The organism is Mycolicibacterium brisbanense, assembly GCF_001570425.1.
Lineage (GTDB): Bacteria > Actinomycetota > Actinomycetes > Mycobacteriales > Mycobacteriaceae > Mycobacterium > Mycobacterium brisbanense.
Map to the genome: position 1 here is coordinate 37,739 of NZ_BCSX01000001.1, position 22,840 is coordinate 60,578.

General features: G+C 67.1%; 22 protein-coding genes. 7 read left to right on the top strand and 15 right to left on the bottom strand.

Annotated features, from left to right (window positions below; all coding sequences use genetic code 11):
- Positions 1-14 precede the first annotated feature (14 nt).
- The 6 genes from RMCB_RS00160 to RMCB_RS00185 form a co-directional block, all read right to left on the bottom strand.
- Positions 15-1,442 (bottom strand): DUF2252 domain-containing protein, encoded by a 1,428-nt coding sequence (locus RMCB_RS00160; protein ID WP_062827138.1) that lies wholly within the window; start codon positions 1,440-1,442, stop codon positions 15-17.
- 16 nt (positions 1,443-1,458) lie between these two features.
- Entirely contained in the window at positions 1,459-2,505 is a 1,047-nt protein-coding gene (locus RMCB_RS00165) for a zinc-dependent alcohol dehydrogenase family protein (RefSeq protein ID WP_062827139.1), read from the bottom strand.
- A gap of 30 nt (positions 2,506-2,535) precedes the next feature.
- Positions 2,536-3,210: a PIG-L deacetylase family protein gene (locus RMCB_RS00170; RefSeq protein ID WP_062827174.1), complete on the bottom strand. Its 675-nt coding sequence runs from the start codon at positions 3,208-3,210 to the stop codon at positions 2,536-2,538.
- A gap of 258 nt (positions 3,211-3,468) precedes the next feature.
- On the bottom strand, positions 3,469-4,833 hold the full coding sequence (locus tag RMCB_RS00175) for an LLM class flavin-dependent oxidoreductase (RefSeq protein ID WP_062827140.1): 1,365 nt from the start codon (positions 4,831-4,833) through the stop codon (positions 3,469-3,471).
- Entirely contained in the window at positions 4,830-6,137 is a 1,308-nt protein-coding gene (locus tag RMCB_RS00180; RefSeq protein WP_062827141.1) for an MFS transporter, read from the bottom strand. The genes RMCB_RS00175 and RMCB_RS00180 overlap by 4 nt, the downstream gene beginning before the upstream one ends.
- A 72-nt stretch (positions 6,138-6,209) precedes the next feature.
- Complete coding sequence (locus RMCB_RS00185; protein ID WP_062827142.1) at positions 6,210-6,818, bottom strand: TetR/AcrR family transcriptional regulator; 609 nt, start codon at positions 6,816-6,818, stop codon at positions 6,210-6,212.
- Between the two features lie 44 nt (positions 6,819-6,862).
- On the opposite strand from RMCB_RS00185, the gene RMCB_RS00190 reads away from it, so the two are divergent.
- On the top strand, positions 6,863-8,002 hold the full coding sequence (locus RMCB_RS00190) for a phosphotransferase family protein (protein ID WP_062827143.1): 1,140 nt from the start codon (positions 6,863-6,865) through the stop codon (positions 8,000-8,002).
- Positions 8,002-9,144 carry an Rv3169 family protein gene (locus RMCB_RS00195; RefSeq protein WP_062827144.1) on the top strand — a complete coding sequence of 381 codons (1,143 nt, stop codon included), beginning with the start codon at positions 8,002-8,004 and terminating at the stop codon, positions 9,142-9,144. Before RMCB_RS00190 ends, RMCB_RS00195 begins: the two co-directional genes overlap by 1 nt.
- A 237-nt stretch (positions 9,145-9,381) precedes the next feature.
- Here RMCB_RS00195 and RMCB_RS00200 read toward each other — a convergent pair whose 3' ends face one another.
- Together RMCB_RS00200 and RMCB_RS00205 are read right to left on the bottom strand one after the other, a co-directional pair.
- The gene (locus RMCB_RS00200) at positions 9,382-10,881 is read right to left on the bottom strand and encodes a flavin-containing monooxygenase (protein ID WP_062827145.1); all 1,500 of its coding nucleotides are present in this window, start codon (positions 10,879-10,881) and stop codon (positions 9,382-9,384) included.
- A 44-nt stretch (positions 10,882-10,925) separates the two neighbouring features.
- Entirely contained in the window at positions 10,926-11,897 is a 972-nt protein-coding gene (locus RMCB_RS00205) for a TIGR03617 family F420-dependent LLM class oxidoreductase (RefSeq protein ID WP_062827175.1), read from the bottom strand.
- Between the two features lie 28 nt (positions 11,898-11,925).
- Here RMCB_RS00205 and RMCB_RS00210 point away from each other — a divergent pair, with 28 nt between their 5' ends.
- Positions 11,926-13,281, top strand: coding sequence for a flavin monoamine oxidase family protein (locus RMCB_RS00210; RefSeq protein ID WP_062827146.1), 1,356 nt, complete (start codon positions 11,926-11,928; stop codon positions 13,279-13,281).
- On the opposite strand, the gene RMCB_RS00215 is transcribed toward RMCB_RS00210, so the two are convergent.
- Together RMCB_RS00215 and RMCB_RS00220 are read right to left on the bottom strand one after the other, a co-directional pair.
- Positions 13,274-14,206, bottom strand: a complete 933-nt coding sequence (locus tag RMCB_RS00215; RefSeq protein ID WP_062827176.1) for an alpha/beta fold hydrolase — start codon at positions 14,204-14,206, stop codon at positions 13,274-13,276. The two genes, RMCB_RS00210 and RMCB_RS00215, sit on opposite strands and share 8 nt — an antisense overlap.
- A gap of 54 nt (positions 14,207-14,260) precedes the next feature.
- Positions 14,261-15,349: an NAD(P)-dependent alcohol dehydrogenase gene (locus RMCB_RS00220; protein ID WP_062827147.1), complete on the bottom strand. Its 1,089-nt coding sequence runs from the start codon at positions 15,347-15,349 to the stop codon at positions 14,261-14,263.
- Between the two features lie 124 nt (positions 15,350-15,473).
- Here RMCB_RS00220 and RMCB_RS00225 point away from each other — a divergent pair, with 124 nt between their 5' ends.
- Both RMCB_RS00225 and RMCB_RS00230 read left to right on the top strand, forming a co-directional pair.
- Positions 15,474-16,445 carry an NADPH:quinone oxidoreductase family protein gene (locus RMCB_RS00225; RefSeq protein WP_062827148.1) on the top strand — a complete coding sequence of 324 codons (972 nt, stop codon included), beginning with the start codon at positions 15,474-15,476 and terminating at the stop codon, positions 16,443-16,445.
- 117 nt (positions 16,446-16,562) lie between these two features.
- The gene (locus tag RMCB_RS00230; protein ID WP_062827149.1) at positions 16,563-17,666 is read left to right on the top strand and encodes a T6SS phospholipase effector Tle1-like catalytic domain-containing protein; all 1,104 of its coding nucleotides are present in this window, start codon (positions 16,563-16,565) and stop codon (positions 17,664-17,666) included.
- Positions 17,667-17,668: 2 nt separating this feature from the next.
- Here the strand turns inward: RMCB_RS00230 and RMCB_RS36925 are convergent, their stop codons facing one another.
- From RMCB_RS36925 to RMCB_RS00240, 3 genes are read right to left on the bottom strand one after another with little or no spacing between them, the layout of a single operon-like run.
- Positions 17,669-17,884 (bottom strand): alpha/beta hydrolase family protein, encoded by a 216-nt coding sequence (locus RMCB_RS36925; protein ID WP_234791940.1) that lies wholly within the window; start codon positions 17,882-17,884, stop codon positions 17,669-17,671.
- Positions 17,854-18,603 (bottom strand): alpha/beta hydrolase, encoded by a 750-nt coding sequence (locus RMCB_RS00235; RefSeq protein WP_234791941.1) that lies wholly within the window; start codon positions 18,601-18,603, stop codon positions 17,854-17,856. Before RMCB_RS00235 ends, RMCB_RS36925 begins: the two co-directional genes overlap by 31 nt.
- A gap of 1 nt (position 18,604) precedes the next feature.
- A complete protein-coding gene (locus tag RMCB_RS00240; protein WP_062827150.1) occupies positions 18,605-19,519 on the bottom strand; it encodes an alpha/beta hydrolase in 915 nt (304 codons plus the stop codon).
- 147 nt (positions 19,520-19,666) lie between these two features.
- Here RMCB_RS00240 and RMCB_RS00245 point away from each other — a divergent pair, with 147 nt between their 5' ends.
- Complete coding sequence (locus RMCB_RS00245) at positions 19,667-20,557, top strand: helix-turn-helix transcriptional regulator (protein WP_062827151.1); 891 nt, start codon at positions 19,667-19,669, stop codon at positions 20,555-20,557.
- A gap of 11 nt (positions 20,558-20,568) precedes the next feature.
- On the opposite strand, the gene RMCB_RS00250 is transcribed toward RMCB_RS00245, so the two are convergent.
- The gene (locus tag RMCB_RS00250; protein WP_029374077.1) at positions 20,569-21,084 is read right to left on the bottom strand and encodes a MarR family winged helix-turn-helix transcriptional regulator; all 516 of its coding nucleotides are present in this window, start codon (positions 21,082-21,084) and stop codon (positions 20,569-20,571) included.
- Between the two features lie 91 nt (positions 21,085-21,175).
- Here RMCB_RS00250 and RMCB_RS00255 point away from each other — a divergent pair, with 91 nt between their 5' ends.
- Positions 21,176-21,595, top strand: a complete 420-nt coding sequence (locus RMCB_RS00255) for a nitroreductase family deazaflavin-dependent oxidoreductase (RefSeq protein ID WP_062827152.1) — start codon at positions 21,176-21,178, stop codon at positions 21,593-21,595.
- Between the two features lie 63 nt (positions 21,596-21,658).
- Here the strand turns inward: RMCB_RS00255 and RMCB_RS00260 are convergent, their stop codons facing one another.
- Positions 21,659-22,747, bottom strand: coding sequence for a nucleotidyl cyclase domain-containing protein (locus tag RMCB_RS00260; protein ID WP_062827153.1), 1,089 nt, complete (start codon positions 22,745-22,747; stop codon positions 21,659-21,661).
- Positions 22,748-22,840: the final 93 nt, after the last annotated feature.

Sequence of the window (22,840 nt, forward strand, 5' to 3'; positions counted from 1 at the left end):
GACCGGCTCGACAGTCAGACCCCGCGCTCCACGGGCAGCAGCCCACGATCCACAGCGGCAACCAGCGCGGCGTGGTCGGCCTCGGTTTGATCGGCATACCGCCGGGCGAACAGACACAGCGCCTGATCCACTCGGTCCGAGCCGCCCATGTAGCCGGCGATCATCGACGCGCCACTCGTGCGGGCATGGCCCTTCGCGAGCAGCTGTCCGACCACACCCGCGTAGTCGGTGAGCGCGTCGGCATCGATGGCATCCAGCGGAATGGTGCCTTTCATATTGCGGAACTGCCGCACGTAATACTGTCGACCGTCCATGCTCGTCCAGCCCAGTAGTGGATCGCTGACGGTCTGTAGCGCCTGCTGATACTCCACCACACGCTGTCCCTGGTGCGCGTGCCAGGCGGATTCACCGTGGACGTACCGCGCGAGCACCGACCGGCGGGCTTGTTTGAGCTGCAGGAAGATGACATCGTCGGGCGTCGAGCCTTCGAGCAGCGCCACGTAGGCACGCAATCCGACACTGCCGACGCCGACCACCTTGTGCGCGACGTCGACGAGCGTGTAACCACCGAGCATGCGACGCCAGTGCGGGGCCAGCGTGCACAGATACTCGTCGAGCGCTTCGGCGAGCTGATCGGCGTCCGGTTCGGACAGCCGGGTGATCAGCGGGGGCTCCTCCACCAGCCGGCGTACTCCCGCGACCTCCTCGGTGAACCGGGGCAGGGCGCGGTCACTCGTGCGGTTGCGGGCTCGCTTGGCGGCGCGGTTCACCTCGTCCTGCAGCTTGCCCCCGGCCTCGGCCGCCAATTCGTCGGCGCCGATCCGCTGGAACGAGCGGGCGAACAGCGGCTGATCGGCAAGCCAGCGAATCTGCTTGCGGTAGGACGCAACACAGGCTTGCACCGACGTGGCGCACTGCTCTTCGGTGGCGCCGTTGTGCCGGCCCGCGACCCAGATACTGGCCACCAACCGGCGCAGGTCCCATTCCCACCCACCAGGATGGGCCTCGTCGAAATCGTTGAGATCGATGACCAGATCCCGCTCGGGCGACGCATAGAACCCGAAGTTGCCCAGATGCGCGTCACCGCAGACGACCGGGTTGATGCCGGTGCTCGGGAGGTGCGCGACGTCGTCGGCCATGACCACCGCCGAACCACGCAGAAAGCCGTACGGGGACGCGACCATACGGCCGACCCGGATTGGAATGAGCCGGTCGACGCGGCCTTCGTGGCTGATCGTAATCAGCTGGATCGGGTCGGGCCGGCCGATGCGCAGATCCCAATCTGCCAGCGTGCGACGCGGAACTCGCTTCCGCAGCCCCTTACCGATCGCGTACCGCTCGGCACGCGACACCGGTCGGTGCCGCAGCGACCGGTAGGAGGTGCTGTCGACCTCGGCCAGCACCGTATGGCTGCTGCCGTTGGTCTGCGAAGCGCTGATCACAGGCTGATGGTACGACTCAGGCTGAACGACAGGGTTCGATGATGGTCATCCCGGGACCCGTCGGCGCATCCATGGCCGCCAGCGCCGCACCGGCCTCGTCGAGTCCGACCACCCGGGTCACCAGCCGTTCCGGGTCGAGCGCACCGCTCGCAAGGAGCTCGAGCATCGCCGGATAGTCCACGGCGGGCATCCCGTGCGAGCCGAGCACCGCGAGCTCGTGGGCGATCACGCGGTCCATCGGCAGAGCGGTCTGTGCGGCGTCGCCGAGCAACAGACCCACTTGCACGTGGCGGCCGCGACGGCGCAGCGAGGACACCGAGGCAGCCGCGACCGCGGGATGGCCGATGGCGTCGACCCCGATGTGCGCCCCTCCCCCGGTGCGATGGACGACTTCGGTTGCGACGTCGTCGATCTCAGCGCCGTTGATCAGTTCATCGGCGCCCAGCGCACCGGCCGTCGCGAGGGCTTCCGCGCTGCGGTCGACGGCAACGACGTTGGCGCCGAAGGCTTTCGCGATCATCACCGCCGACAGACCGACGCCACCGCAGCCATGGACCGCGACCCACTGTCCGGGCCGCACGGCGCCGTGGGTGACGACCGCTCGAAACGACGTGGCGAACCGGCACCCCAGAGCTGCCGCCGCGACGAACGACACGGTATCCGGCAGCCGCACCAGATTGGTCTGCGCGCGTGGCACAGCCACCTGCCGAGCGAAGGAGCCCGGCAGGGTGAACCCGGGCTGCAGTTGGTCGGGGCACACCTGCGCGTCACCGGCGACGCAGTACTCACACAGCCCGCAACCCAGCACGAACGGCACCGTGACCCGCTCCCCCACCTGCCAGCCGGTGACCTCCGTGCCGACCGCTGCGATGGTCCCGGCGAACTCGTGCCCGGGGATGATCGGCACTTCGACCGGATCGTGACCGCGCCAGGCATGCCAGTCGGAACGGCACACTCCCGTCGCGGCCACGTCGATGATCACGCCATCGGCAGGGCATTGCGGATCGGCCACATCGACAACCGTCGGCAGCACACCGACCTCGGGATACACCACGGCTCGCACAAGTAGATGGTAGGTGGCCCGGTTGGTTGCTCAGCGGTGTCGCTTGAGGATGAACTCGACCGTGCGTCCCCCGAGTGCCTCGCGTACCGGCGTGGTCATCTCCACCTGGCGGCGGGCCTGTTCGACGATGGGCGTGTGCGGATCGAGCACCGACAGGTAAACCTCATGGGCGGCAAGCGATTCGACGGCCCGATCGGTATAGCCGTCAACCAGCTCGTAGTGCGTCGGGTCCGGCCCGTTCTCGAACAGCCACGCAGGCGGCTCGACCAGACTGTCGTACGCCTCCGCGACCGCGTGCGCGAACTCGATGTGGTCTCGTTGGTTGGGCGCGTCGGGCGCCCAGCTCGGGCCGCTGTAGATCGTGACGACGAGGTCGGGATGCAGGCTCGCCATGGTCGCGGCGATCTTGGCCCGCAGCTCGGGGGTGTTGCGGATGTCGCTGTCCGGAAAGTCCCAGAACGCCACGTCGCTGACTCCGACGAGGGCCGCCGACCGGCGCTGCTCCACTTCCCGCAACGGTCCGGCCTGTTCGGGCGGCATGCCGGCGATTCCCCTCTCGCCACGAGAGGCCAGGGCGTAGTGCACGGTCTTGCCGGAATCGGTCCACTTGGCGACGGCCGCACCGACGCCGTACTCGGGATCGTCCGGGTGAGGCACCAGCACGAGTGCGATCTGCCAGTCCGCAGGGAACGGTTGCTCCGTCATGGCGACACCTTTCTGCTCTGCGATGTCGGTGTCGTCTGTCATTCTGTGCCCATATGGAGGCGCGAATGAATGTCCGTGCGCTGATCGGCGCACCGTGAGCCTTACGTACCTGGGCAGGGACGCATCCGAGCCTTACCCGCGAGCCGTACCTGATCGTTGTCATGGATGGTGACGGCATCCGCGACGCTGTCCAAAATGCACGTTTCGCGAATTATCTGGAGGAGTGCATCGAGCGAGCCCAGCGTCGCTGACCGCAGCTCAGAACCAGCCCGGCGGCCGGTAGACGGCACCGGGATGATCCGCAGCCAGCAGGGGTCCGGTACCGCCGAGCCGCTCGCGCAGGGTGACGCGCTCGGTGTCAGCGGGGACCCGGTCACGCCGGCGCAGCTCGGGCACCACGTGACGGGCGAAGTCGACGAAGGTGCCCGGCGTCGTGACGTAGGCCAGGTTGAATCCGTCGACGCCGGCTTCCTCGACCCAACGTTCGAGTTCGTCGGCAACTTCGGTGGGTGAACCGACCACCACCGGCCCGCGGCCGCCGAGACCGACCTCCTGGGCCAACTGCGCCGCCGTCCACGAGCGGTCCGGCGTGGTAAACGACGCCAGCGCAGAGCGATTCGCCTCGGTCTGGACGTATCTCAGGGGTTCGTCCGGGCCGAGCTCGGCCAGGTCCACCCCGGTCCAGCCGCCGAACAGCGCCAGCGCACCGTCGGTGCTCACATACCGCCGGTAGTCGTGCAGCTTGGCGACGGCCGCCTCATGGGTCTCGGCGACGATCGGGGTCAGCATCGTGAACACCTTGATGGACTGCGGATCTCGGCCGTGTTCGGCTGCGGCGTCGCGCAGCGCCTTGACCGGCTTGGCGACGATCTCGGGCGTCGGGCCCGACACGAAGACCGCCTCGGCGTGCGCCGCGGCGAACTGGACTCCGCGCGGCGAGGCGCCCGCCTGAAACAGCACGGGCGTGCGCTGCGGGGACGGTTCGCACAGGAACGGCCCCGGGACGTTGAAGTAGCGGCCCTTGTGCTCGATGTCATGCACTTTGGCCGGGTCGGTGAACACGCCCCGATCGCGGTCGCGGATCACGGCGCCCGGCTCCCACGACGCCTCCCACAGCTTGTAGCAGACCTCGAGGTATTCCTCGGCGATCTCGTAGCGTTCGTCGTGCGGGATCTGGGCGTCCAGCCCGAGATTACGGGCGGCACTGTCGAGATAGGAGGTGACGATGTTCCAGGCCACCCGGCCGCCGGTCAGGTGATCCAGCGTCGAGAATCGGCGGGCCAGAGCGTAGGGCTGCTCGTAGGTCAGCGACACCGTGACGCCGAACCCGAGGGTTTCGGTGACCGCCGCCATGGCGGACACGGTCAGCGTGGGGTCGTTGACCGGTACCTGCGCGGCATCGGTCACGGCCGCATCCCGTGAACCGCCGTACACGTCGTAGACGCCGAGCACGTCGGCGAGGAACAACGCGTCGAAGCCACCGGCCTCCAGCGTGCGGGCCAACTCCGTCCAGTACCCGAGCTCGCGGTAGCGGTAGCCCTGGTCGTCGGGATGACGCCACAGCCCTGCTGACTGATGTCCGACGCAGGCCATGTCGAAGGCGTTGAGATAGATCCTGTTCATTGCGCATCCCCGATCTGATCCAGATTTGTTTCCCGCGCGAAGTAGGCGGATGCCAGCGTGATCGCGGTCAGCACCGCGAAATACCCGACGATCAGGCAGGGGCTGCCCCCACCGGCCACCAGCAGAGCCGCTGCGATCAACGGTGCGAATCCACCCGAGAGCACCGCACCGATCTGATACCCGAGCGATGCACCGCTGTAGCGCAGGCGGGTGTCGAACAGTTCACCGAACCAGGCCGCCTGGGGCCCGTACATGGCGTCGTGCGCGATGTTGATCCCGAACACGATGGACAGCACGATCGCGACGTGGGATCCGGTGCCGGCGGCCACGAAGAACAGGGTCAGGGCCACCAAACCCGCCACCGCACCGAACAGATACGGTGGCCGTCTGCCCACCCGGTCGGACAGCATCGCCCACGCCGGCGTGCTGATCAGGCCGATGGCCGACGCGATGAGGACGGCTGTCAGGCCGACCTGGCTGCCCGCCTCTGAATCCGCAAGGTAGGTCAGTGAATACGTGGTCAGCAGGACGAACAGGGCGATCTGTGAGAACCGTAACCCGGTGGTGATCAACACATTTCGCGGCTGGGTACGCAGCACCTCCAGCACCGGCAACCGCACCACCTCGCCGCGGTCCCGGATTCGCGTGAACACCTCGGCGTCGGTGAGCCTGAGCCGGATCACCAGCCCGATCACGACGAGAACGGCACTCAGCAGGAACGGGATTCGCCAGCCGTAGCTGAGGAAGGCATCGGGGCCCGTGATCGTCCTCGTCGCGTAGAAGACCCCCGTCGACAGCAACATGCCTGCCGGCGAGCCCAATTGCGTGAAACTGCCGAACAGGCCGCGGCGCCCCGCCGGCGCATGCTCCACCGAGAGCAGTGCCGCGCCGCCCCATTCCGCGCCCACCGCAAGGCCCTGTAGCAACCGCAGGCTCACCAGCAGTGCCGGAGCCAGCAGCCCAACCTGGGCGTACGTCGGCAAAAGCCCGATCGCGAAAGTGCTCAGGCCCATCCCGACGAGCGCGGTCACCAGAACAGCCTTGCGTCCCAACCGGTCTCCGTAGTGACCTGAGATCAGCGCGCCGAGCGGCCGCGCCCCGAACCCCGCCGCATAGGTCGCGAACGAGGCCAGCGTTCCCGCTGTCGATGAGATGTTCGGGAAGAACAGTGGTTTGAAGACCAGCGCTGCGGCCGTGGCATACAGATAGAAGTCGTACCACTCGATCGTGGTGCCGACCGCACTGCCCAACGCGACGGTGCGCGCAGTGGGTTTGGCCGCTGAACGTGGGGCAGTAAGCGTCACGTGGCCACAGACTATGCAGCACTGAGGCCACCCGGAAGGTTTGTCCTCACCGTGACGCAAAAGGGTCGGGAGTCACCGCCCGATCGTCACACCGTGCACCACGATCGCGGTGGTCTGGGCCACCCATTCGTCGTCGAGGTCGCTGCCCGGCCACAACAGCATTCTCAGCATGGTGGCCCCGCCGATGATCTCCACCAGCCGGTCGGGGTCGACGTCCGCGTGCACCTCACCGCGGGCGATGCCGTCGACCACCCGCTCGCGCACCGCGGCGAACATCCCGGTGAAGCGGGCCATCACCCGGGCGTTGAGCTCGGGGTCGGCGGCCACGTCGGCGACCAGCCCCGGCAAGGCGGCACGCACCACGGGACTGGTGAACACGTCGCGAGCGGCGCTGATCATTGCCCGCACGTCGGCGGCGACATCGCCTGCCGGGGTGGCCAGCGCACTCGGCGCCGCGGGGAACACGGCCTCGTGCACGAGTTCGGCCTTGCTCGACCACCTCCGATACAGCGCTGTCTTGGTGGTCTGCGCGCGTTCGGCGACGGCGGCCATGGTGACTGCTGAATAGCCGATTTCGACAAGCAGATCCGCGGTGGCGCGCAGTATGGCAGCGTCGATGCGCGGGTCGCGCGGGCGGCCGGCGCCGGAAACCTTGCCATTCGTAGACGGGTCTGCTTTCATAACGCTACCCACAGTATCGTAATTCCGTCCGGAAGGAAAAGCTTGTGGCCGCTGAACGGGCCGTAGAGGACGTCAACCGACTGCAACGGTCCAGTCGGGACACCAGCGATCTGCCCGCGGTGATGTCACAGTGGCTTTCCACGGTGATGCCCGGTGGCGTGGCGCCGGAGATCACCGTGGAAAGCGGCGTCGACTCCAACGGAATGTCTTCGGAGACAATCATTCTCACGGGACGCTGGACCGAAGACGGCGAGGCCAGAGAACAGCAGTGGGTGGCCCGCGTGGCACCCAGCGACGACGACGTGCCCGTGTTTTCGGCATACCGGCTGGGCGACCAGTTCGAGGTGATGCGGCTGGCGCGCGAACTGACCGATGTCCCTGTTCCCACGGTGCGCTGGCTGGAACCCACGGGCGAGGTGCTGGGCCGGCCGTTTTTCCTGATGGACCGCGTCGACGGTGTGGTGCCGCCCGACGTCATGCCCTACACGTTCGGCAACAACTGGTTCGCCGACGCCACCACCGAGCAGCAGCGGACACTGCAGGACTCAACCGTGCGCGTACTGGCCCAGCTGCACGCGATTCCCAACGCAGAGAGCACCTTTGGTTTCCTGATCGAGGCCGACCCGCCGGGAGACACCGCACTGCGCAGGCACTTCGGCTGGCTCAAGGACTGGTACGAATTCGCCGTACCGGATGTCGGCCGGTCGCCGCTGGTCGAGCGGGCGCTGCGATGGCTGGAAGAGCACTTCCCCGAGGATGTCGCGGCAGGTGAGTCTGTCCTGGTCTGGGGCGACTCGCGCATCGGCAACGTGCTCTACCAGGATTTCCGACCCGCCGCCGTCCTCGATTGGGAGATGGCCACGGTAGGCCCGCGCGAGTTCGACGTCGCGTGGATCATCTACGCGCACATGGTGTTCCAGGAGCTGTGCAGCATGGCAGGCCTGCCCGGACTGCCCGATGTGCTGCGCGAGGAAGATGTCCGCGCCACCTATCGCGAGCACAGCGGTGTCGAGGTCGGTGACCTGAAGTGGTTCTACGTCTATTCCGGGGTGGTGTGGGCCTGCGTGTTCATGCGCACCGGCGCACGCCGCGTGCACTTCGGCGAGATGGAGAAACCCGACGACGTCGAAACGCTGTTCTACCACCGCCCTTTGCTGCAACGCATGATCGAGGAGACACCCTGATGCTCGGCCCCATGGACGAATTCCCGGTACATCAAGTCCCCCAGCCCATCGCGTGGCCCGGATCATCAGACCGGAATTTCTACGACCGCTCGTATTTCAACGCTCACGACCGCACCGGCGACATCTTCGTCATCACGGGCATCGGTTATTACCCCAACCTCGGGGTCAAGGATGCCTATCTGCTGGTGTCCCGCCGCGGCAGCGGCAAATTCGGGCAGGGCGGCGACACGCAAACCGCGGTCCATCTGTCCGATGCCGTCGACCAGGACCGGCTGCACCAGCATGTCCTCGGCTACCGCGTCGAGGTCACCGAGCCTCTGCAGCAGGTGCGCATCGTCCTCGACGAAACCGACGGCATCGCAGCCGATCTCACCTGGAACGGACTGTTCGACGTCGTCCAGGAACAGCCACATCTGATGCGACAGGGCAACCGCGTCACCCTCGACGCCCAGCGGTTCGCCCAATTGGGTTCGTGGACAGGCCATCTGGAGATCGATGGGGAGCACATCGCCGTCGACCCGGCAACGTGGATCGGTTCGCGGGACCGCTCCTGGGGAATCCGGCCGATCGGCGAGGCCGAGCCGGCCGGCCGACCGGCCGACCCGCCGTTCGAGGGCATGTGGTGGCTCTACGTACCGATCGCGTTCGACGAGTTCTCGATCGTCATCATCATCCAAGAAGACCCCGACGGATTCCGCTCGCTCAACGACTGCACGCGGATCTGGAAGGACGGCCGCGTCGAGCAACTCGGCTGGCCGCGCGTGAAGATCCACTACCGCAGCGGAACCCGCATTCCCGCCGGCGCCACCATCGACGCCACGGCCCCCGACGGCTCGCCCGTGCGGTTCGACGTGGAATCCAAACTGCCCGTGCCGATTCACGTGGGCGGCGGCTACGGCGGTGACGTCGACTGGCTGCACGGCATGTGGAAAGGCCACCGGTTCACCGAACGGGTCACCTACGACATGACCGACCCCGCGATCATCGGCAGGGCCGGGTTCGGCGTCATCGACCACGTCGGCCGCGCAGTGTGCACCGAAGGCAACGGTGCACCCGTGGAGGGCTGGGGTCTGTTCGAGCACGGTGCGTTGGGCCGCCATGACCCGTCGGGTTTCCAGGACTGGCTGACTGTCGCCCCGTAACTTTTTTCCCGCGAAACTTTTTCTCCCGCGAAACTTTCTCTCCCGCGAGCAGACATGGAGGTGCCCGACACGCCGGGCCTGGCGAACCTTTGCGTCTGCTCGCGGGAGAAACTCGCGGGGGAAAGCGTTGACAGGGCTCCTCAAGCCAGGACTGCGCGTCCGCACGCTGTGACGAGCGTGCGCGAAGTGCTGACGAGACACGGCGTGTCGGAGGACAGACACGCACGCTCGCGGTGCCTAGGCGACGGACTCCGACTCGGGCGTGGCCTGGGCAACTGCGGGTGCACGACCGAACACCATGGACTCCTCGATGCGGTCGAAGCGGTGGTCGATGGCATCGAGCACGTAGTTGTGCCGAACATGCCATGGTCGCTTGGTACCCGAGCGGGGTAGCGCATGTTCGGAGCGCTTGATGTAGCCCGCCTCCAGATCCCAGGTCCGCTTCTCCTGTATGGGGCCCGGCCCCCGGTGCGGATAGGCGTGGGTGTACCCGTGGGAATCCATGTAGGCCAACAACTTCGCCACGGCGCGGGCGGTCATGTCAGCGCGCAGCGTCCACGACGCGTTGGTGTAGCCGATGCACCACGCCATGTTGGGTACGTCTTCGAGCAGGAATTCCTTGTAGACGAAGCGCTCGGTCGGCTGCACCTCGGCCCCGTCGATGCTCAGGGTGACGCCGCCGAGGGCTTGCAACTGCAAACCCGTTGCGGTGACGATGATGTCGGCGTCGAGGCGGTCGCCCGAGCGCAAGACGATGCCGCTGGCATCCATGTGGTCGATGTGGTCGGTCACCACGTCGGCGCGCCCGGAACTGATCTGTTCGAACAGGTCGCCGTCGACCACAAAGCACATGCGCTGATCCCACGGGTTGTACCGCGGCTTGAAATGCACGTCGACGGGGTAGCCAGCCGGCAACGCGGTCGTGGTGCGGTTACGGATGAGCCTGCGCCCGAATTCGGGCGCCTTGCGGAACATCAGGTACAGCAGAACCTGGATCATCGCGTTGCGGAACCGCACAACCTGGTGGGACACCCTGCGCGGCAAGATCTTCCGGATCCGCTGGACCATCGGGTCGATCCGCGGCATCGACAACATGTAGGTCGGCGACCGCTGCAGCATGGTCACGTGCGCGGCGCGCTGGGCCAGCACCGGAATCAGGCTGATCGCTGTCGCGCCACTGCCGATCACCACCACCCGCTTGCCGGTGTAGTCGATGGCTTCCGGCCAGAACTGTGGATGCACCACCTCGCCACGAAAGTCGCCGATCCCCGGGAAATCCGGCGTGTATGGCTGGTCGTAGTTGTAGTAGCCGCTGCCGAAGAACAGGAACCGCGCCCGGTACGTACGCGGCTGCCCGTCGTGCTGCACCTGCACAGTCCAGGTGTCGGTCGACGAGTTCCAATCCGCTGACAACACATGGGTGTTGAACCGGATGTGGCGGTCGATCCCGTATTTGTGGGCGGTTTCGGTGAGGTAGTCGCGGATATCGGCACCGTCGGCGACAGTTTCGGGCCTCGTCCACGGTTCGTACGGGAAGCTGAGCGTGAAGATGTCGCTGTCGGATCGGATTCCCGGATAGCGGAACAGGTCCCACGTTCCGCCGATGCGCGCGCGGCGCTCCAGGATCGCGTAGGTCAGGTGAGGGTTCTTCTCATGGATGCGGTAGGCCGCACCGATACCGGAGATACCCGCCCCGATGATGAGAACATCCGTGTAATCGGGTTCTGTGGCCGCCATGCGAACCTCCTCTGGTCCCGCTGCGTACCATCCACATTAAGACCTCAGGTGCGGAGTGCGTCAACGATCTCGGCCAGCGAATCGACCGGGATGGGGCCGGGCTGATACAGGCACACCCTGTCGGACACCCCGCGCACCCGGTCGCGGATGTGCGTGGCGATCTCACTCGGGCTACCGCACGCAGCGATGGTGTAGAGCATCTCGTCATCGATCAGCGAACCCATGTCCTGCCATCGGCCCTGCTTGGACAGCGCGTTGAGTTCGGGTTGCAGGTCGCCCCAGCCGTGTACGTCGAGCACGGGCCGATACGCCGGCGTGGACCCGTAGAACGCCAGGAGCCGCCGCGTCGCGTCGTGATCGTCTCCCACCGACACGATGATCTCCGGGACCACCGCGAAATCGGCGAGCTCGCGACCGGAGGCGCTCAGCCCGTCCCGCACCGCGGGCAGCGTCACGTCGTGCAGGAACCGTCGAGAACCGAACGGCATGACCAGCAGCCCGTCGGCGAACTGGGCCGTCGCCCGTGTCAGCCGCGGCCCGAGGGCACCGACGTAGATCGGTGGCGGCCCGAAGGGGTTGTCGCGCGGCGTGAACGTGGGTGTCATCAGCGTGTGCCGGTAGAACTCTCCCTGGAAGTTCAGCCTTTCGCCCGTCTGCCATGCCGCGAAGATCGCTCGCAGGGCGGCGATCAATTCGGTCATCCGCGCCACCGGGCGGTCGAAGTCGGTGCCGTAGCGCTTTTCGATCTGGGTCCGGATCTGCGTGCCCAACCCGAGGGTGAACCGCCCGCCGGAGAGCAATTGATGGTCGACGGCCTGGTGGGCCAGCTGAATGGGGTTGCGCGGAAAGGCGATTGCGACATTGGTCAGCAGGTCCAGGCCACCCACGGTCGAGGCCAACGTCAAAGGTGCGAACACGTCGTGCGGGCCTTCGAAGGTGAAAACGCCAGTGGCACCGGCTTCGCGGAGGGCGTGAGCCCGGTCGATCGCGTCCATCGGCCCGAACAACGCCGTCAGCACCTGCATGGCGTGAGAGCCTAGTCAGATGAGCATCCCAACCAACGCCGACGTCGTCGTGGTGGGGGCCGGATTCGCCGGGCTGGCGGCCGCCCGCCAATTGGAGAGCCTCGGGCACGACGTGCTGGTGCTTGAGGGCCGCGACCGGGTCGGGGGCCGTTCGTCGACCACGACCATCGCCGGTGTCCCGGTGGACCTCGGCGGCACGTTCGTCGGGCCGACGCAGGACGCGGTGCTGAAATTGGCGGCCGAGCTGGGCTGCGAGACGGTGCCGACCTACAGCCGCGGCAAGAACCTGATCCGCTGGCATGGCAAGGTGCGGTCCTATCGCAGCACCATCCCGAAACTGTCGATCATCGAACTGGTCGACGTGTCGCGCATCCAATGGAGGTTTGAGCGGCTGCGTCGCCAGGTCCGGGTGTCCGAACCGTGGAGCGGAGCCACCGCGCGCAAGCTGGACCAGATCACCATGGAGCGCTGGCTGCGCTCGGTGCACGCCAGCGCCTCGACCCGCAACCTGATGGCGATCATGTCGCGGGTCACCTGGGGTGCCGAACCGGATGCGGTATCGATGCTGCACGCCGTGCGCTACATCAGGGCCGCCGGTGGGCTGGGCCGCCTGCTCGACGTCAAAGGCGGCGCTCAGCAGGACCGCTTCCCGGGTGGCACCCAGCAGATCGCCCTGCGGATGGCCGAGGAACTGGGTGAGCGCGTCGTGCTCGGAACGCCTGTGCAGCGCATCGAGCGCCGACCGGACGGCGGCGTCGTGGTCGGCTACGCGGGAGGCCAGGCGTCGGCCCGTGCGGTGATCGTGGCCATCGCGCCCCAGCATCGCGCACAGATCACGTTCGACCCGCCGCTACCCACCCAGTACACGGAGCTCACCAAGCATTGGCCCCAGGGCACGTTGAGCAAGGCGTATGCCGCCTACGACAAGCCGTTCTGGCGGGCCGGCGGCTGCTCGGGTGAGGCGCTGTCCGACGAGGGGCCGGTGTTCATCACCTTCGACGTCAGCCCCGACGACGGCCCCGGCATCCTGCTGGGGTTCACCGACGCCCGTGCGTTCGACCCGCTGCCCGCCGACCAACGACGCGACCAGGCGCTCGCCGGCTTCGCCACATTGTTCGGCAACGCCGCGTTGAAGCCCATCGACTATGTCGACCACTGTTGGGGCACAGAAGAATTCGCCCCGGGCGGACCGACAGCGGCCGTGCCGCCGAAGTCCTGGACCACCTACGGGCCCTGGCTGCGCAAACCAGTGGACGGCATCTTCTGGGCCGGCACCGAGACGGCCGACCGGTGGACGGGGTTCCTCGACGGCGCCGTGCGCTCCGGGCAACGCGCCGCCACCGAGGTCGCTGAGGCGCTCGCAGGCCCTAGCTGACGCGTTCCTGTGTGGCCACCGAGTCGGCCAGCGCCCGCAACTGGTGGTTGACCTGCTCGGGACGCTCCAGGATGGCGCAGTGGCCGCCGGTGAGCTCGACGAACGCGGCCAGGTTGGGCGCGTCCGCGGCGATCCGGCGCGACGCGTTGATCGGCAGCAACCGGTCCTGAACGCTGCCGATCACCAGGGTGGGCACCGCCAGGTTGCGCAGCGAGATATGTTGCGACCCCAGGTTGTCCACCAGGACGCGCGCCCAACCACCCCGCCCCGCGGCCGGTGTCGAGGCGAAAAGCTCGTAGACGCACTGCGCGACCCAGGGGTCGGCATCGCGACCCACGGCAAGGTAGGACACGAACCGCTTGTTGGGTCCGTCGGCCAGGTGCGGCACCGGCGTCGCGCCGAACGTCTTGAGCAGGGTCCCGGCAGCCCGGATCCGGGTCGCACTCAACCGCGCGGGAACCTGCGCCAGCTGCACGTCGCGCAGAAGGTCTCCGGTGGTGGTGTTGATCAACGCGACCGCGGCCGCGCATTCGCGCACTCTCTGCGGGTAGCGCTGCGACCACGCACTGATCGCGATGCCACCCATCGAATGGCCGGCGATCACCGCCCGTTCCCCCGGTGCCAGGGCGGCGTCCAGCACGGCGTCCAGATCGCTGGCCAGGTGGTTGAGGCTGTAGCCGCGGCGCCCACGAGGCGTCTCACTGCGGCCGTGCCCACGGTGGTCATAGGCGATGACACGGTGATCGGTGGCCAAGTCGGCAATCTGGTGCGCCCACACCCTGATGGCGCACGTGATGCCGTGCGCCAGCACGATCGGTTGACCGTCGGCCGGCCCGAACACCTGGGCGTGCAGCCGGACCCCGTCGGTGCCGCGGACCTGCAGCGGACGTCCAGGAGGTAGCTGGGGAAGTGCTGCTGCGGTCATCGATGCTCCGATCGTCGGCGTCGTTGCCTTGAGGAAGTGCACTGAACTGGCAGCCTACCCGCCGGTAATCAGGACCGGTTTGACCACCTCACCGGCCTTGGCGGCGGCCCACGCCCAGTCGAAGTCGTCGAATGGGTAGGTCGTCACGAGCTTGTCCAACGGCAGCTCGCCGCGGCGATACAGGTCCGCAAGCCGGGGTATGAACGTTTGCGGTTCACTGTCGCCCTCGACCACGCCGCGCAGCGCCAGTCCCTTGCCCATGATGAGCGCGACGGGTAGCTCGGCGGTCAGCGCACCGAGGCCGACCAGCGCGAGGGACCCGCGCGTGCGCAGCACCCCGACCGCCGCGGCGATCACGTCGGGACGCGCGGTGGTGTCGATCGCGGCTCCCGCTCCCCCGGTGACGTCGAGCACCGCGGCGGCGACGTCGACGCCGGTCGGGTCAATGGTGGCGGTGGCACCCAATTCCGTTGCCAGCGTGCGTCGTTGCTCGATGGGGTCGACGGCGACGATGGTTCGGCAACCGGCGATGCGGGCGGCCATGACGGATGACAGGCCCACGGCTCCCGCGCCGAAGACGACGAGTGAATCGCCCGCGTCGGGCGCGAGCACGTTGAGTACGGCGCCCACCCCGGTCTGCACGCTGCAGCCCAGCGGCGCCGCCAGGGCCGGGTCGATCGGCTCCGGAAGGGCCACCGCGTTGCGGGTGCGGGCGATGGCGTGGGTGGCGAAACTGGACTGGCCGAAGAAGCCTCCGGCGATCGGCGCTCCATCGAGGCGCAGCGCGCTGGACTCGTCGCGACGCCCACCCCGCATGTTGAGGTCGGTGGCGCGGTCGCAGTAGGCGGGCCGATCCGCGGCGCAGTTGCAGCATTCGCCACAGCTCGCGAACGTGAGCACCACCTGTTCACCGACCCTGCGCCCGGCCTGCGGTCCCGTCGCGACCACGGTCCCTGCGCCTTCGTGCCCGAACACCATCGGCACTTTGCGGAATCGGGCGGCGACGCTGATGTCGGTGTGACAGATGCCCACCGCGTCGATGCGCACCAGCACCTCGTCGCCGACCGGATCGCGCAATTGGACGTCGGTCAGGTGCGGATCGGCTCCGGCGTCGAACATGACCGCGGCGCGGGCTGTGAGCATCGGCTGATGCTAGGACACGAACTTGACACCTGTCGAGAGCGGCTGCCGTTACCCGGACCGGACGAGAACCCCGCGGGGGGCAGGCGCAGAATTGGGCCCGACCCGACACAGAAACGAGGCCCCGATGCGCGCAGCACAGATCACCCGGCTCGATGGACCGTCGGCGGTACAGCTGGTCGAGATCGACGAACCGGCCGACAGCGACGGGGTGGTCATCGACGTCCATGCGGCCGGAGTGGCTTTCCCCGACGCGTTGCTGACCCGCGGCCTCTACCAATACAAGCCCGAGCTGCCCTTCACCCCCGGCGCCGAGGTCGCAGGCGTGGTGCGCAGCGCCCCCGAGGGTGCGCACGTGGCGGCCGGCGACCGGGTGCTCGGGCTGACCATGCTGTCCGGCGGGATGGCCGAAGTGGTTGTGCTGCCGCCGGATCGCGTGTTTGCGCTGCCTGATTCGGTGTCATTCGAAGCCGGGGCGGGCATCTTGTTCAACGACATGACGGTGCATTTCGCGCTGCGGACGCGTGGCCGGCTGGCGAAGGGCGAGACGGTGCTGGTGCACGGTGCGGCCGGCGGCATCGGCACCGCGGCGCTGCGATTGGCACCCGCGCTGGGCGCCGCACGCACCATCGCCGTGGTGTCCACCGAGGAGAAGGCCGAGATCGCCCGGGCGGCAGGAGCTTCCGACGTGGTGCTGGCCGACGGCTTCCGCGACGCGGTCAAGGAGCTCACAGCCGGGCGCGGGGTCGACGTCGTCGTCGATCCCGTCGGCGGCGACCGGTTCACCGACTCGCTGCGCTCGTTGGCGGTGGGAGGCCGACTGCTGGTGATCGGGTTCACCGGTGGTGAGATCCCGACCGTCAAAGTGAACCGGTTGCTGCTCAACAACGTCGACGTGGTCGGTGCCGGATGGGGCGCCTGGACCTTCACCCACCCGGGCTACCTCGCCGAACAGTGGGCCGAGCTGCAACCGCTGCTCGCCGACGGTGCCATCGCAGCGCCGACGCCTGAGGTCTATCCCCTGGAGCGCGCAGGCGACGCCATCGCCGCGCTGGAAAACCGCAGCGCCAGGGGCAAAGTGGTGCTGCGCCTGCGCTGAATTCTGGTTGCCCACGCAAGCACCCGGGAAGCGGCCCACGCCGAATGTCGACCATAAGCCTTCTGGCACAGTCAAACTTGCTGTGATACCGGTCGGCTATCCAGGCGAGGGAGTGACATGCCGAAACGTTTGGTGGTGTGCTGCGACGGAACCTGGAACACCCCCGATCAACTGGCCCCGACCAATGTCACCAAGGTCGCCCTAGCGGTGGCAGATCACGGCGCCAAGGGAATCGAGCAGCGCGTCTTCTACTCCCTGGGGGTCGGCACCGGCCGCGGCGAGCGCGTCATCGGCGGCGCGTTCGGATACGGGCTGTCGCACAACGTCATCGAGGCCTATCGATTCCTGGTGGAGAACTACGCCCCGGGGGACGAACTGTTCTTCTTCGGCTTCAGCCGTGGTGCCTTCACCGCACGCAGCACGGCCGGTTTCGTCCGCAACGCCGGCATTCTGCGGCCGCAGCACACCAACCGGATCGACGATGCGTACGCGCTCTACCGCGACCGCAGCAGCAAGACCCACCCGCGCAGCACCGAATCGACACTGTTCCGGCGCTCGTACTCCTACGAATCGCGGATCCGTTTCATCGGCGTCTGGGACACGGTCGGCGCATTGGGCATTCCGGTGAGCGGCTTCGGTCTGGCCCAGCTGGTGAACGAGAGATGGGCGTTCCATGACACCGCGCTGAGCAGTTACGTCGACGCGGCTTTCCAGGCGCTGGCCATCGACGAGAAGCGGGGCCCGTTCCAGCCGACGCTGTGGGCCGAACAGCCGGATCCGCCGAAAGGTCAACGGGTGGAGCAGGTGTGGTTCTCCGGGGTACACTCCGACGTCGGCGGCGGCTATCCGGACCACGATCTGAGCGACATCGCGCTGCTGTGGATGGTGGGTCGTGCACGCGGCTATGGTCTGGCCTTCGACCCCACCGCGTTCGATCAGCGGTCGCCGGGCGCGGCGCCACCGGCCGTCGAGGACGAGACGCACGCCACCCGAACGCAGGTGTACCCCGACGCGTTCGGTCAGATGCACGAGACCCGCACCGGCATGTACCGCTTGATCCGGCCGTACATCCGTCAGCCCGGCGGCACGGACCCCGACAACGAATACGTCGCGTCGAGCGCGGTCACCCGCAGCCGCGCCCTGGCGCCCTACGCGACCACCACACTGGGATTCGTCGACGGCCATCCACGCACCATGCCGGTGCGGTATCTACGACGCTGAGCTCAGAGGTGCTTCTTGAAGAAGGGAACCACGTTCGACAGCGCGATGCCGACAGGTTCGGGCTTGTCGTACAGGTCGTAGTGCGAGAAGCCCTCGGCCACCACGAGTTCCTTGTCTTTCGACGCCGCCCGGCGGTATGCCTCCATCCCGTCGCGGTAGGCACCGAACGCACCCGGCTTGTCGCCGATCACAATGATCGTCGGCTGCGTGAGCAGCACCTCCAGTCTGTTGAAGGCATCCCATCCGACCGCGGTCGCCTGATGCGAGAAGAGTGAACTCGTTGCACCACCGGGCTTTTCCCCGCGCGGCGTGCGGTAGTACTCGGTGGCCTCGCTGACATCGATCTCGGTGATGCCCTGCTCGGCCGCCACCTGAGGATTGGCAGGCAGCGGTTGTTCACCTTCAACTCCCCACCTCGGGCTTCAGCGGTACGTTGCGCCGCAACAGCTTCCAGCGTCCCGATCGGGTCGTAACCGGAGAACGCCTCGTGCATCAGCCGCCCGAAGTTCACTCCGGTGATCGAGGCGACCGCTTTGATGCGCCGTTCGGTGGTTGCGGCATTGATCGAGTACCCCCCACCACCGCACACGCCGATGATGCCGATCCGATTCTCGTCCACATAGGGCAGCGTCACGAGGTGATCGATGACGTGGCTGACGTCCTTGACCCGCTGGGTCGGATCTTCGATGAAGCGCGGTTCGCCTCCGCTGGCGCCCTGGAAACTCGCGTCGAAGGCGATGACCACGAAGCCCTCGTCGGCCAGGGCCGTGCCGTAGACATTGCCGGATGTCTGTTCCTTGCAGCTGCCGATCGGGTGCATGCTGACGATCGCCGGGTACTTGCCCGACGCGTCGAAATCCGGCGGGAAGTAGATGTCGGCAGCGATGTCCCAGTACGGCGTCTTGACCGTGACGGATTCCCTGTTGTCCAGTGCCATGTCAGTGTCCTTTCAGGTTCTGGTGGAAAAACGGAACTGCTTCGGCCACAGCGAGATCGACGTATTTGGGTACGTCGTAGAAGTCCATGTGGGTGGCGCCGTCGACGATCACCAGTTTCTTGTCACTGCGGACCCGCGAATGCAGCCCGGTGGTGGCCCACAGTGATCCCGCGTCGCTGCCCGCGACCATCAGGATCGGCTGGGTGAGCAGGTCTTCGACGAGGTGAAACGCGTCGAACGCGAAGATCTTCGACAGGCTCTTGCTCATCAGATATTTGTTCTGCGCGTTCGGATGCTGTGCTCGCGGGGTCAGGTAGTAGTCGGCGGCCTGCTTCAGGTCGTATGGGGTGTCGGCATCGAGCTGCGCGGGGACATAGGGAGCAAACGCCACTTCGGCGCCGCGTGCCTCGGCGGTGCGCTGAGCGGCGGTGGCTTGCAGGGTGGGCAGCGCATCGGAGTCGACTCCGGTGCCGTACCAGCCCCGGCGCCACGATGCGCCGATGTTGACCGCACTGACCGTGCCGACCGCCTTGATGCGGTGATCGGTCATGGTGGCTGTGACCGCGTAGCCGCCGCCGGCACAGACACCCCAGACACCGATGCGCTCCGCGTCGACGTAGTCGAGCGACTGAAGGTAGTCCACCGCGGCCCGGATGTCCTCCACGCGGGCATCCGGATCCTCCAGATGATGCGGATCGCCGCCGCTGTCGCCCTGATAGGACGCGTCGAAGGCCAGCGTGACGAAGCCCTGTTCAGAGAGCTTTCCGGCATACAGACCGGCAGTCTGCTCCTTGACTCCCCCGCCGGGGTGCACGGTGACCAGTGCCGGGTAACTCTGCTCCGGATCGAAGTCCGGCGGCAGAAAGAGGTTGCCCGCCATGCTGATCGGGCCGTTGGCAAAGGTGACGGAATCCATGCTGCGCTCCTCGGCTGTCGGGGTGGCTCGGTTTTCTGATCTCTGAAGGTCAGTCAACCGTGTCGACACCGTCGGCAACAGGACGCGCTTTACCGGGGTACCAGCAAACCCCCCTACACGTTGATGCCGCGTCCTAGGCTGGGATCCATGGACCCGCGCAAAGACATTCGGGAGTTCCTCACCACCCGTCGGGCCCGGATAACCCCGCAACAAGCAGGCATTCCGGACTACGGGGCGAAGCGACGGGTCCCGGGGCTGCGCCGGGAAGAGGTCGCGTTGCTGGCCGGGGTCAGTGTCGACTACTACACCCGACTTGAGCGTGGCAACCTCACCGGAGTGTCGGACACCGTGCTCGGCGCGGTGGCCAAGGTGCTCGAACTCGACGAAGCCGAACGGGCCCACCTGTGGGATCTGGTCCGGGCGTCGACAACCATCCGCAAGGCGCAGCCCAAGCCGACCACCGCGCAGATCCGCCCCAACCTCCAGCATGTTCTCGATGCGCTGGTGGGCGCCCCGGCCTGGGTCAGCAACGACCGACTGGACATCCTGGCCACCAATCGGCTGTGTGAGGCGCTCTACGCCGACGCGTTCGCCGGCCCGCAGCGGCCCGTCAACCTGGCCCGGTACATATTCCTCGAGCCGAAGTCACGGCAGTTCTTCTTGGACTGGGACCAGCACGCCGACAACGCGGTCGACATCCTGCGCACCTCCGCCGGACGTAACCCCTACGAGGAGCGACTCACCAGACTGGTCGGTGAACTCTCCACGCGCAGTGACGATTTCCGGACCCGGTGGGGCGCCCACAATGTGCGCTTCCATCGCACCGGGGTCAAACGTATGCACCACGCAGACGTGGGCGATCTCGACCTCACCTTCGAGGGCATGGAGGTGTCGTCCCATCCCGGGTTGACGCTGTATGTGATGACCGCCGAACCGGGATCGGCATCCGACGAGCGGCTCAGGATCCTGGCCAGCTGGGCATCACCGACCGAGAACGCGCCGCAGGCCGCCCGGGTGTTGCCGCCCGAACAAGACTGACAGTCCAGCCGCTACAGCGGGACCAGGCCCCGCCGCCCGATGGTGTATTCCCCGCCCACGTGCGCGTGCAGATCACGTAGCCCCTGCGCGCACACCGCCCGCACGTCGGGGTCCAGATGCTCCAGAAGTGCCGCCAGTTCACGACGCCTGCGGCGAATCACCTTGCGCGCCAACGCTCGACCCGAAGGCGTCAGATCAAGGATCACCACGGTGCGGTTACCCGGGTCGGCCCTGCGCAGCAGATGCCCGGAATCGGTGAGCCGGTCGGCCAGCCTGGTGACCGACGACGCAGCCAAACCCAGCGCACGGGCAACCTCGACCGACGAGCACGGCCCGTTCTCGTACACCACGAGCAGCAGCCGGAACTGCGGCAACGACAGGTCATCGCCCAGCTGATCGATGCTGCGCAGCGCGACACCCGCGAGGTCCCGCGTGGCCACCTCGAACGCCTTCAGCTCGTCGCGGGTCGCCGGTCGCCTCTTATCAGCGGCGGGCGTGGGCTCGTGCACTTCCTGGTGTTGCGCCATCGCACCATTGCAGCATCAATCGAATCGATGCGCTTGGATCACCGCGCCGCGTCGATGGAATAGCACGCCGACACCCGATGTTGCGATCGGCGTGACTGATGCCGAGCTGAGCCCCACCGACTGGGTACGCGAACAGACCGAACAGATCCTCAAACAGGGCACCACCGACGGCGTCGAGATCCTCGACCGCCCCGTTGTCCTGTTCACCACGACGGGCGCCAAGTCCGGCAAGAAGCGGTACGTGCCGCTCATGCGGGTGGAGGAGAACGGAAAGTACGCGATGGTCGCGTCCAAGGGCGGCGCGCCGGAACATCCGTCGTGGTACTACAACGTCAAGGCGAACCCGGCGGTGACCGCACAGGACGGCGACAAGGTCCTGCAGCTGACCGCACGCGAGCTCAGCGGCGACGAGCGTGAGCACTGGTGGAAACTGGCCGTCGAGGCATATCCGCCGTATGCCGAGTACCAGACCAAGACCGACCGGCAGATCCCCGTCTTCGTGGTCGAGTAGCAATCCCGACATCTGAACCCGTCGGCGCATTGTGCGCCGACGGGTTTTTCATACGCGGGCCGGTTAGTCGGGCGCCTCGCCGCCGCAGGCCAGCGTCGGGTAGTAGGCACTGGTGACCCGGTTGCCACCGGCCTCCCTGGACTGCAGCATCGCGCGGGTCGCCAATGTCACCAGCGTGTCGACGACCTCTTCGGCCGGCAAGTCCGCCGCCGTGCGCAGGGGGCTGCACACCGACCCGATGCTCGTGGTCAGCCGCATCTCGGTGGTTTTGATCGACCCCCGGATTCGTCCCACCAGCGGCGAGGGATCGTTGGTCTTGAAGACGTCCGCGATGAGGAAGTCGGTGTCGCTGATGTGCGCCAGCGGCACCTTGTGCCGGATGGTCTCGTGCAACGCGCGGCCGACGGCCACCCGAGCGCTCAGCGTGCCGTGCATGCCTTCCATGTGGGTGAGCAGTTCCATGTCGTCGATGGACACCGCCACCACGACGAGGTACTGGTCATCGTGGCGGCTTGCCGCACCGAACATCGTGGCCGCGGCGATGTCGAAGGCCTCGCGGTTGAGCAGCCCGGTCAACGGCTCGATTTCGTTCGGATGCCGCATGGCGTCCGGGTCGATGAGGCGCACCGCCATCCGGCACATCAGCGACGTAAAGGTCAGGACGAGAGTGACGACGATCGCCCCGGCCACGCCAAGCAGGATGTCGATCATCCCGACTCGCACCGACAGATACAGAACGACGATTTCGCCGACCGCCAACGTCAATGCCCATACCCGCCGGCTGTGCAGGAAGGCCGCGTAGCTGGTGAGCATCGCGTAGATCGACATGCCGAGCAGGCCGATCGTCGGACTGGTGAGCAGCAGGCACGTGACGATGATGCCGAGGGCGCCGACGACGACGATCATCCACGACTCGGTGCGGCTGGGCCATTGCAGCCTCCACCACCGCCACGCCATCACGACCCCGCCGAGCGTCACCAGGCCCGCCACGTAGCGCTCCGGGCCGTGCGGCCCCATCGAACTGGCAAGCAGGAGCAGCGGAACGACGCTCAACGCGAGCATCGACGCCGCGTTGAGCCGACGCATCCGGGTACGCAGCCCGAGGGCCGCCAGGTGTGCGGTGCGTCCGTAGTAATGGTCGTACGGGCTCATGTCGCAACCACCACACCGATGGTTGCCACGGATGGTCGTCGCGCCCGGCGGCTCAAGACATACGCCACCGCCGCATTCTCCCACCCTCGCCCC

What these genes read in the sequence shown, in the direction of transcription:
- RMCB_RS00170 (WP_062827174.1), bottom strand. Translation starts at nt 3,210, where the DNA reads ATGACGGAGCAACCGTTCCCTGCGGACTGGCAGATCGCACTCGTGCTG.
- RMCB_RS00175 (WP_062827140.1), bottom strand. Translation starts at nt 4,833, where the DNA reads ATGAACAGGATCTATCTCAACGCCTTCGACATGGCCTGCGTCGGACAT.
- RMCB_RS00185 (WP_062827142.1), bottom strand. Translation starts at nt 6,818, where the DNA reads ATGAAAGCAGACCCGTCTACGAATGGCAAGGTTTCCGGCGCCGGCCGC.
- RMCB_RS00195 (WP_062827144.1), top strand. Translation starts at nt 8,002, where the DNA reads ATGCTCGGCCCCATGGACGAATTCCCGGTACATCAAGTCCCCCAGCCC.
- RMCB_RS00200 (WP_062827145.1), bottom strand. Translation starts at nt 10,881, where the DNA reads ATGGCGGCCACAGAACCCGATTACACGGATGTTCTCATCATCGGGGCG.
- RMCB_RS00210 (WP_062827146.1), top strand. Translation starts at nt 11,926, where the DNA reads ATGAGCATCCCAACCAACGCCGACGTCGTCGTGGTGGGGGCCGGATTC.
- RMCB_RS00215 (WP_062827176.1), bottom strand. Translation starts at nt 14,206, where the DNA reads ATGACCGCAGCAGCACTTCCCCAGCTACCTCCTGGACGTCCGCTGCAG.
- RMCB_RS00220 (WP_062827147.1), bottom strand. Translation starts at nt 15,349, where the DNA reads ATGCTCACAGCCCGCGCCGCGGTCATGTTCGACGCCGGAGCCGATCCG.
- RMCB_RS00225 (WP_062827148.1), top strand. Translation starts at nt 15,474, where the DNA reads ATGCGCGCAGCACAGATCACCCGGCTCGATGGACCGTCGGCGGTACAG.
- RMCB_RS00230 (WP_062827149.1), top strand. Translation starts at nt 16,563, where the DNA reads ATGCCGAAACGTTTGGTGGTGTGCTGCGACGGAACCTGGAACACCCCC.
- RMCB_RS00235 (WP_234791941.1), bottom strand. Translation starts at nt 18,603, where the DNA reads ATGGCACTGGACAACAGGGAATCCGTCACGGTCAAGACGCCGTACTGG.
- RMCB_RS00240 (WP_062827150.1), bottom strand. Translation starts at nt 19,519, where the DNA reads ATGGATTCCGTCACCTTTGCCAACGGCCCGATCAGCATGGCGGGCAAC.
- RMCB_RS00245 (WP_062827151.1), top strand. Translation starts at nt 19,667, where the DNA reads ATGGACCCGCGCAAAGACATTCGGGAGTTCCTCACCACCCGTCGGGCC.
- RMCB_RS00250 (WP_029374077.1), bottom strand. Translation starts at nt 21,084, where the DNA reads ATGGCGCAACACCAGGAAGTGCACGAGCCCACGCCCGCCGCTGATAAG.
- RMCB_RS00260 (WP_062827153.1), bottom strand. Translation starts at nt 22,747, where the DNA reads ATGAGCCCGTACGACCATTACTACGGACGCACCGCACACCTGGCGGCC.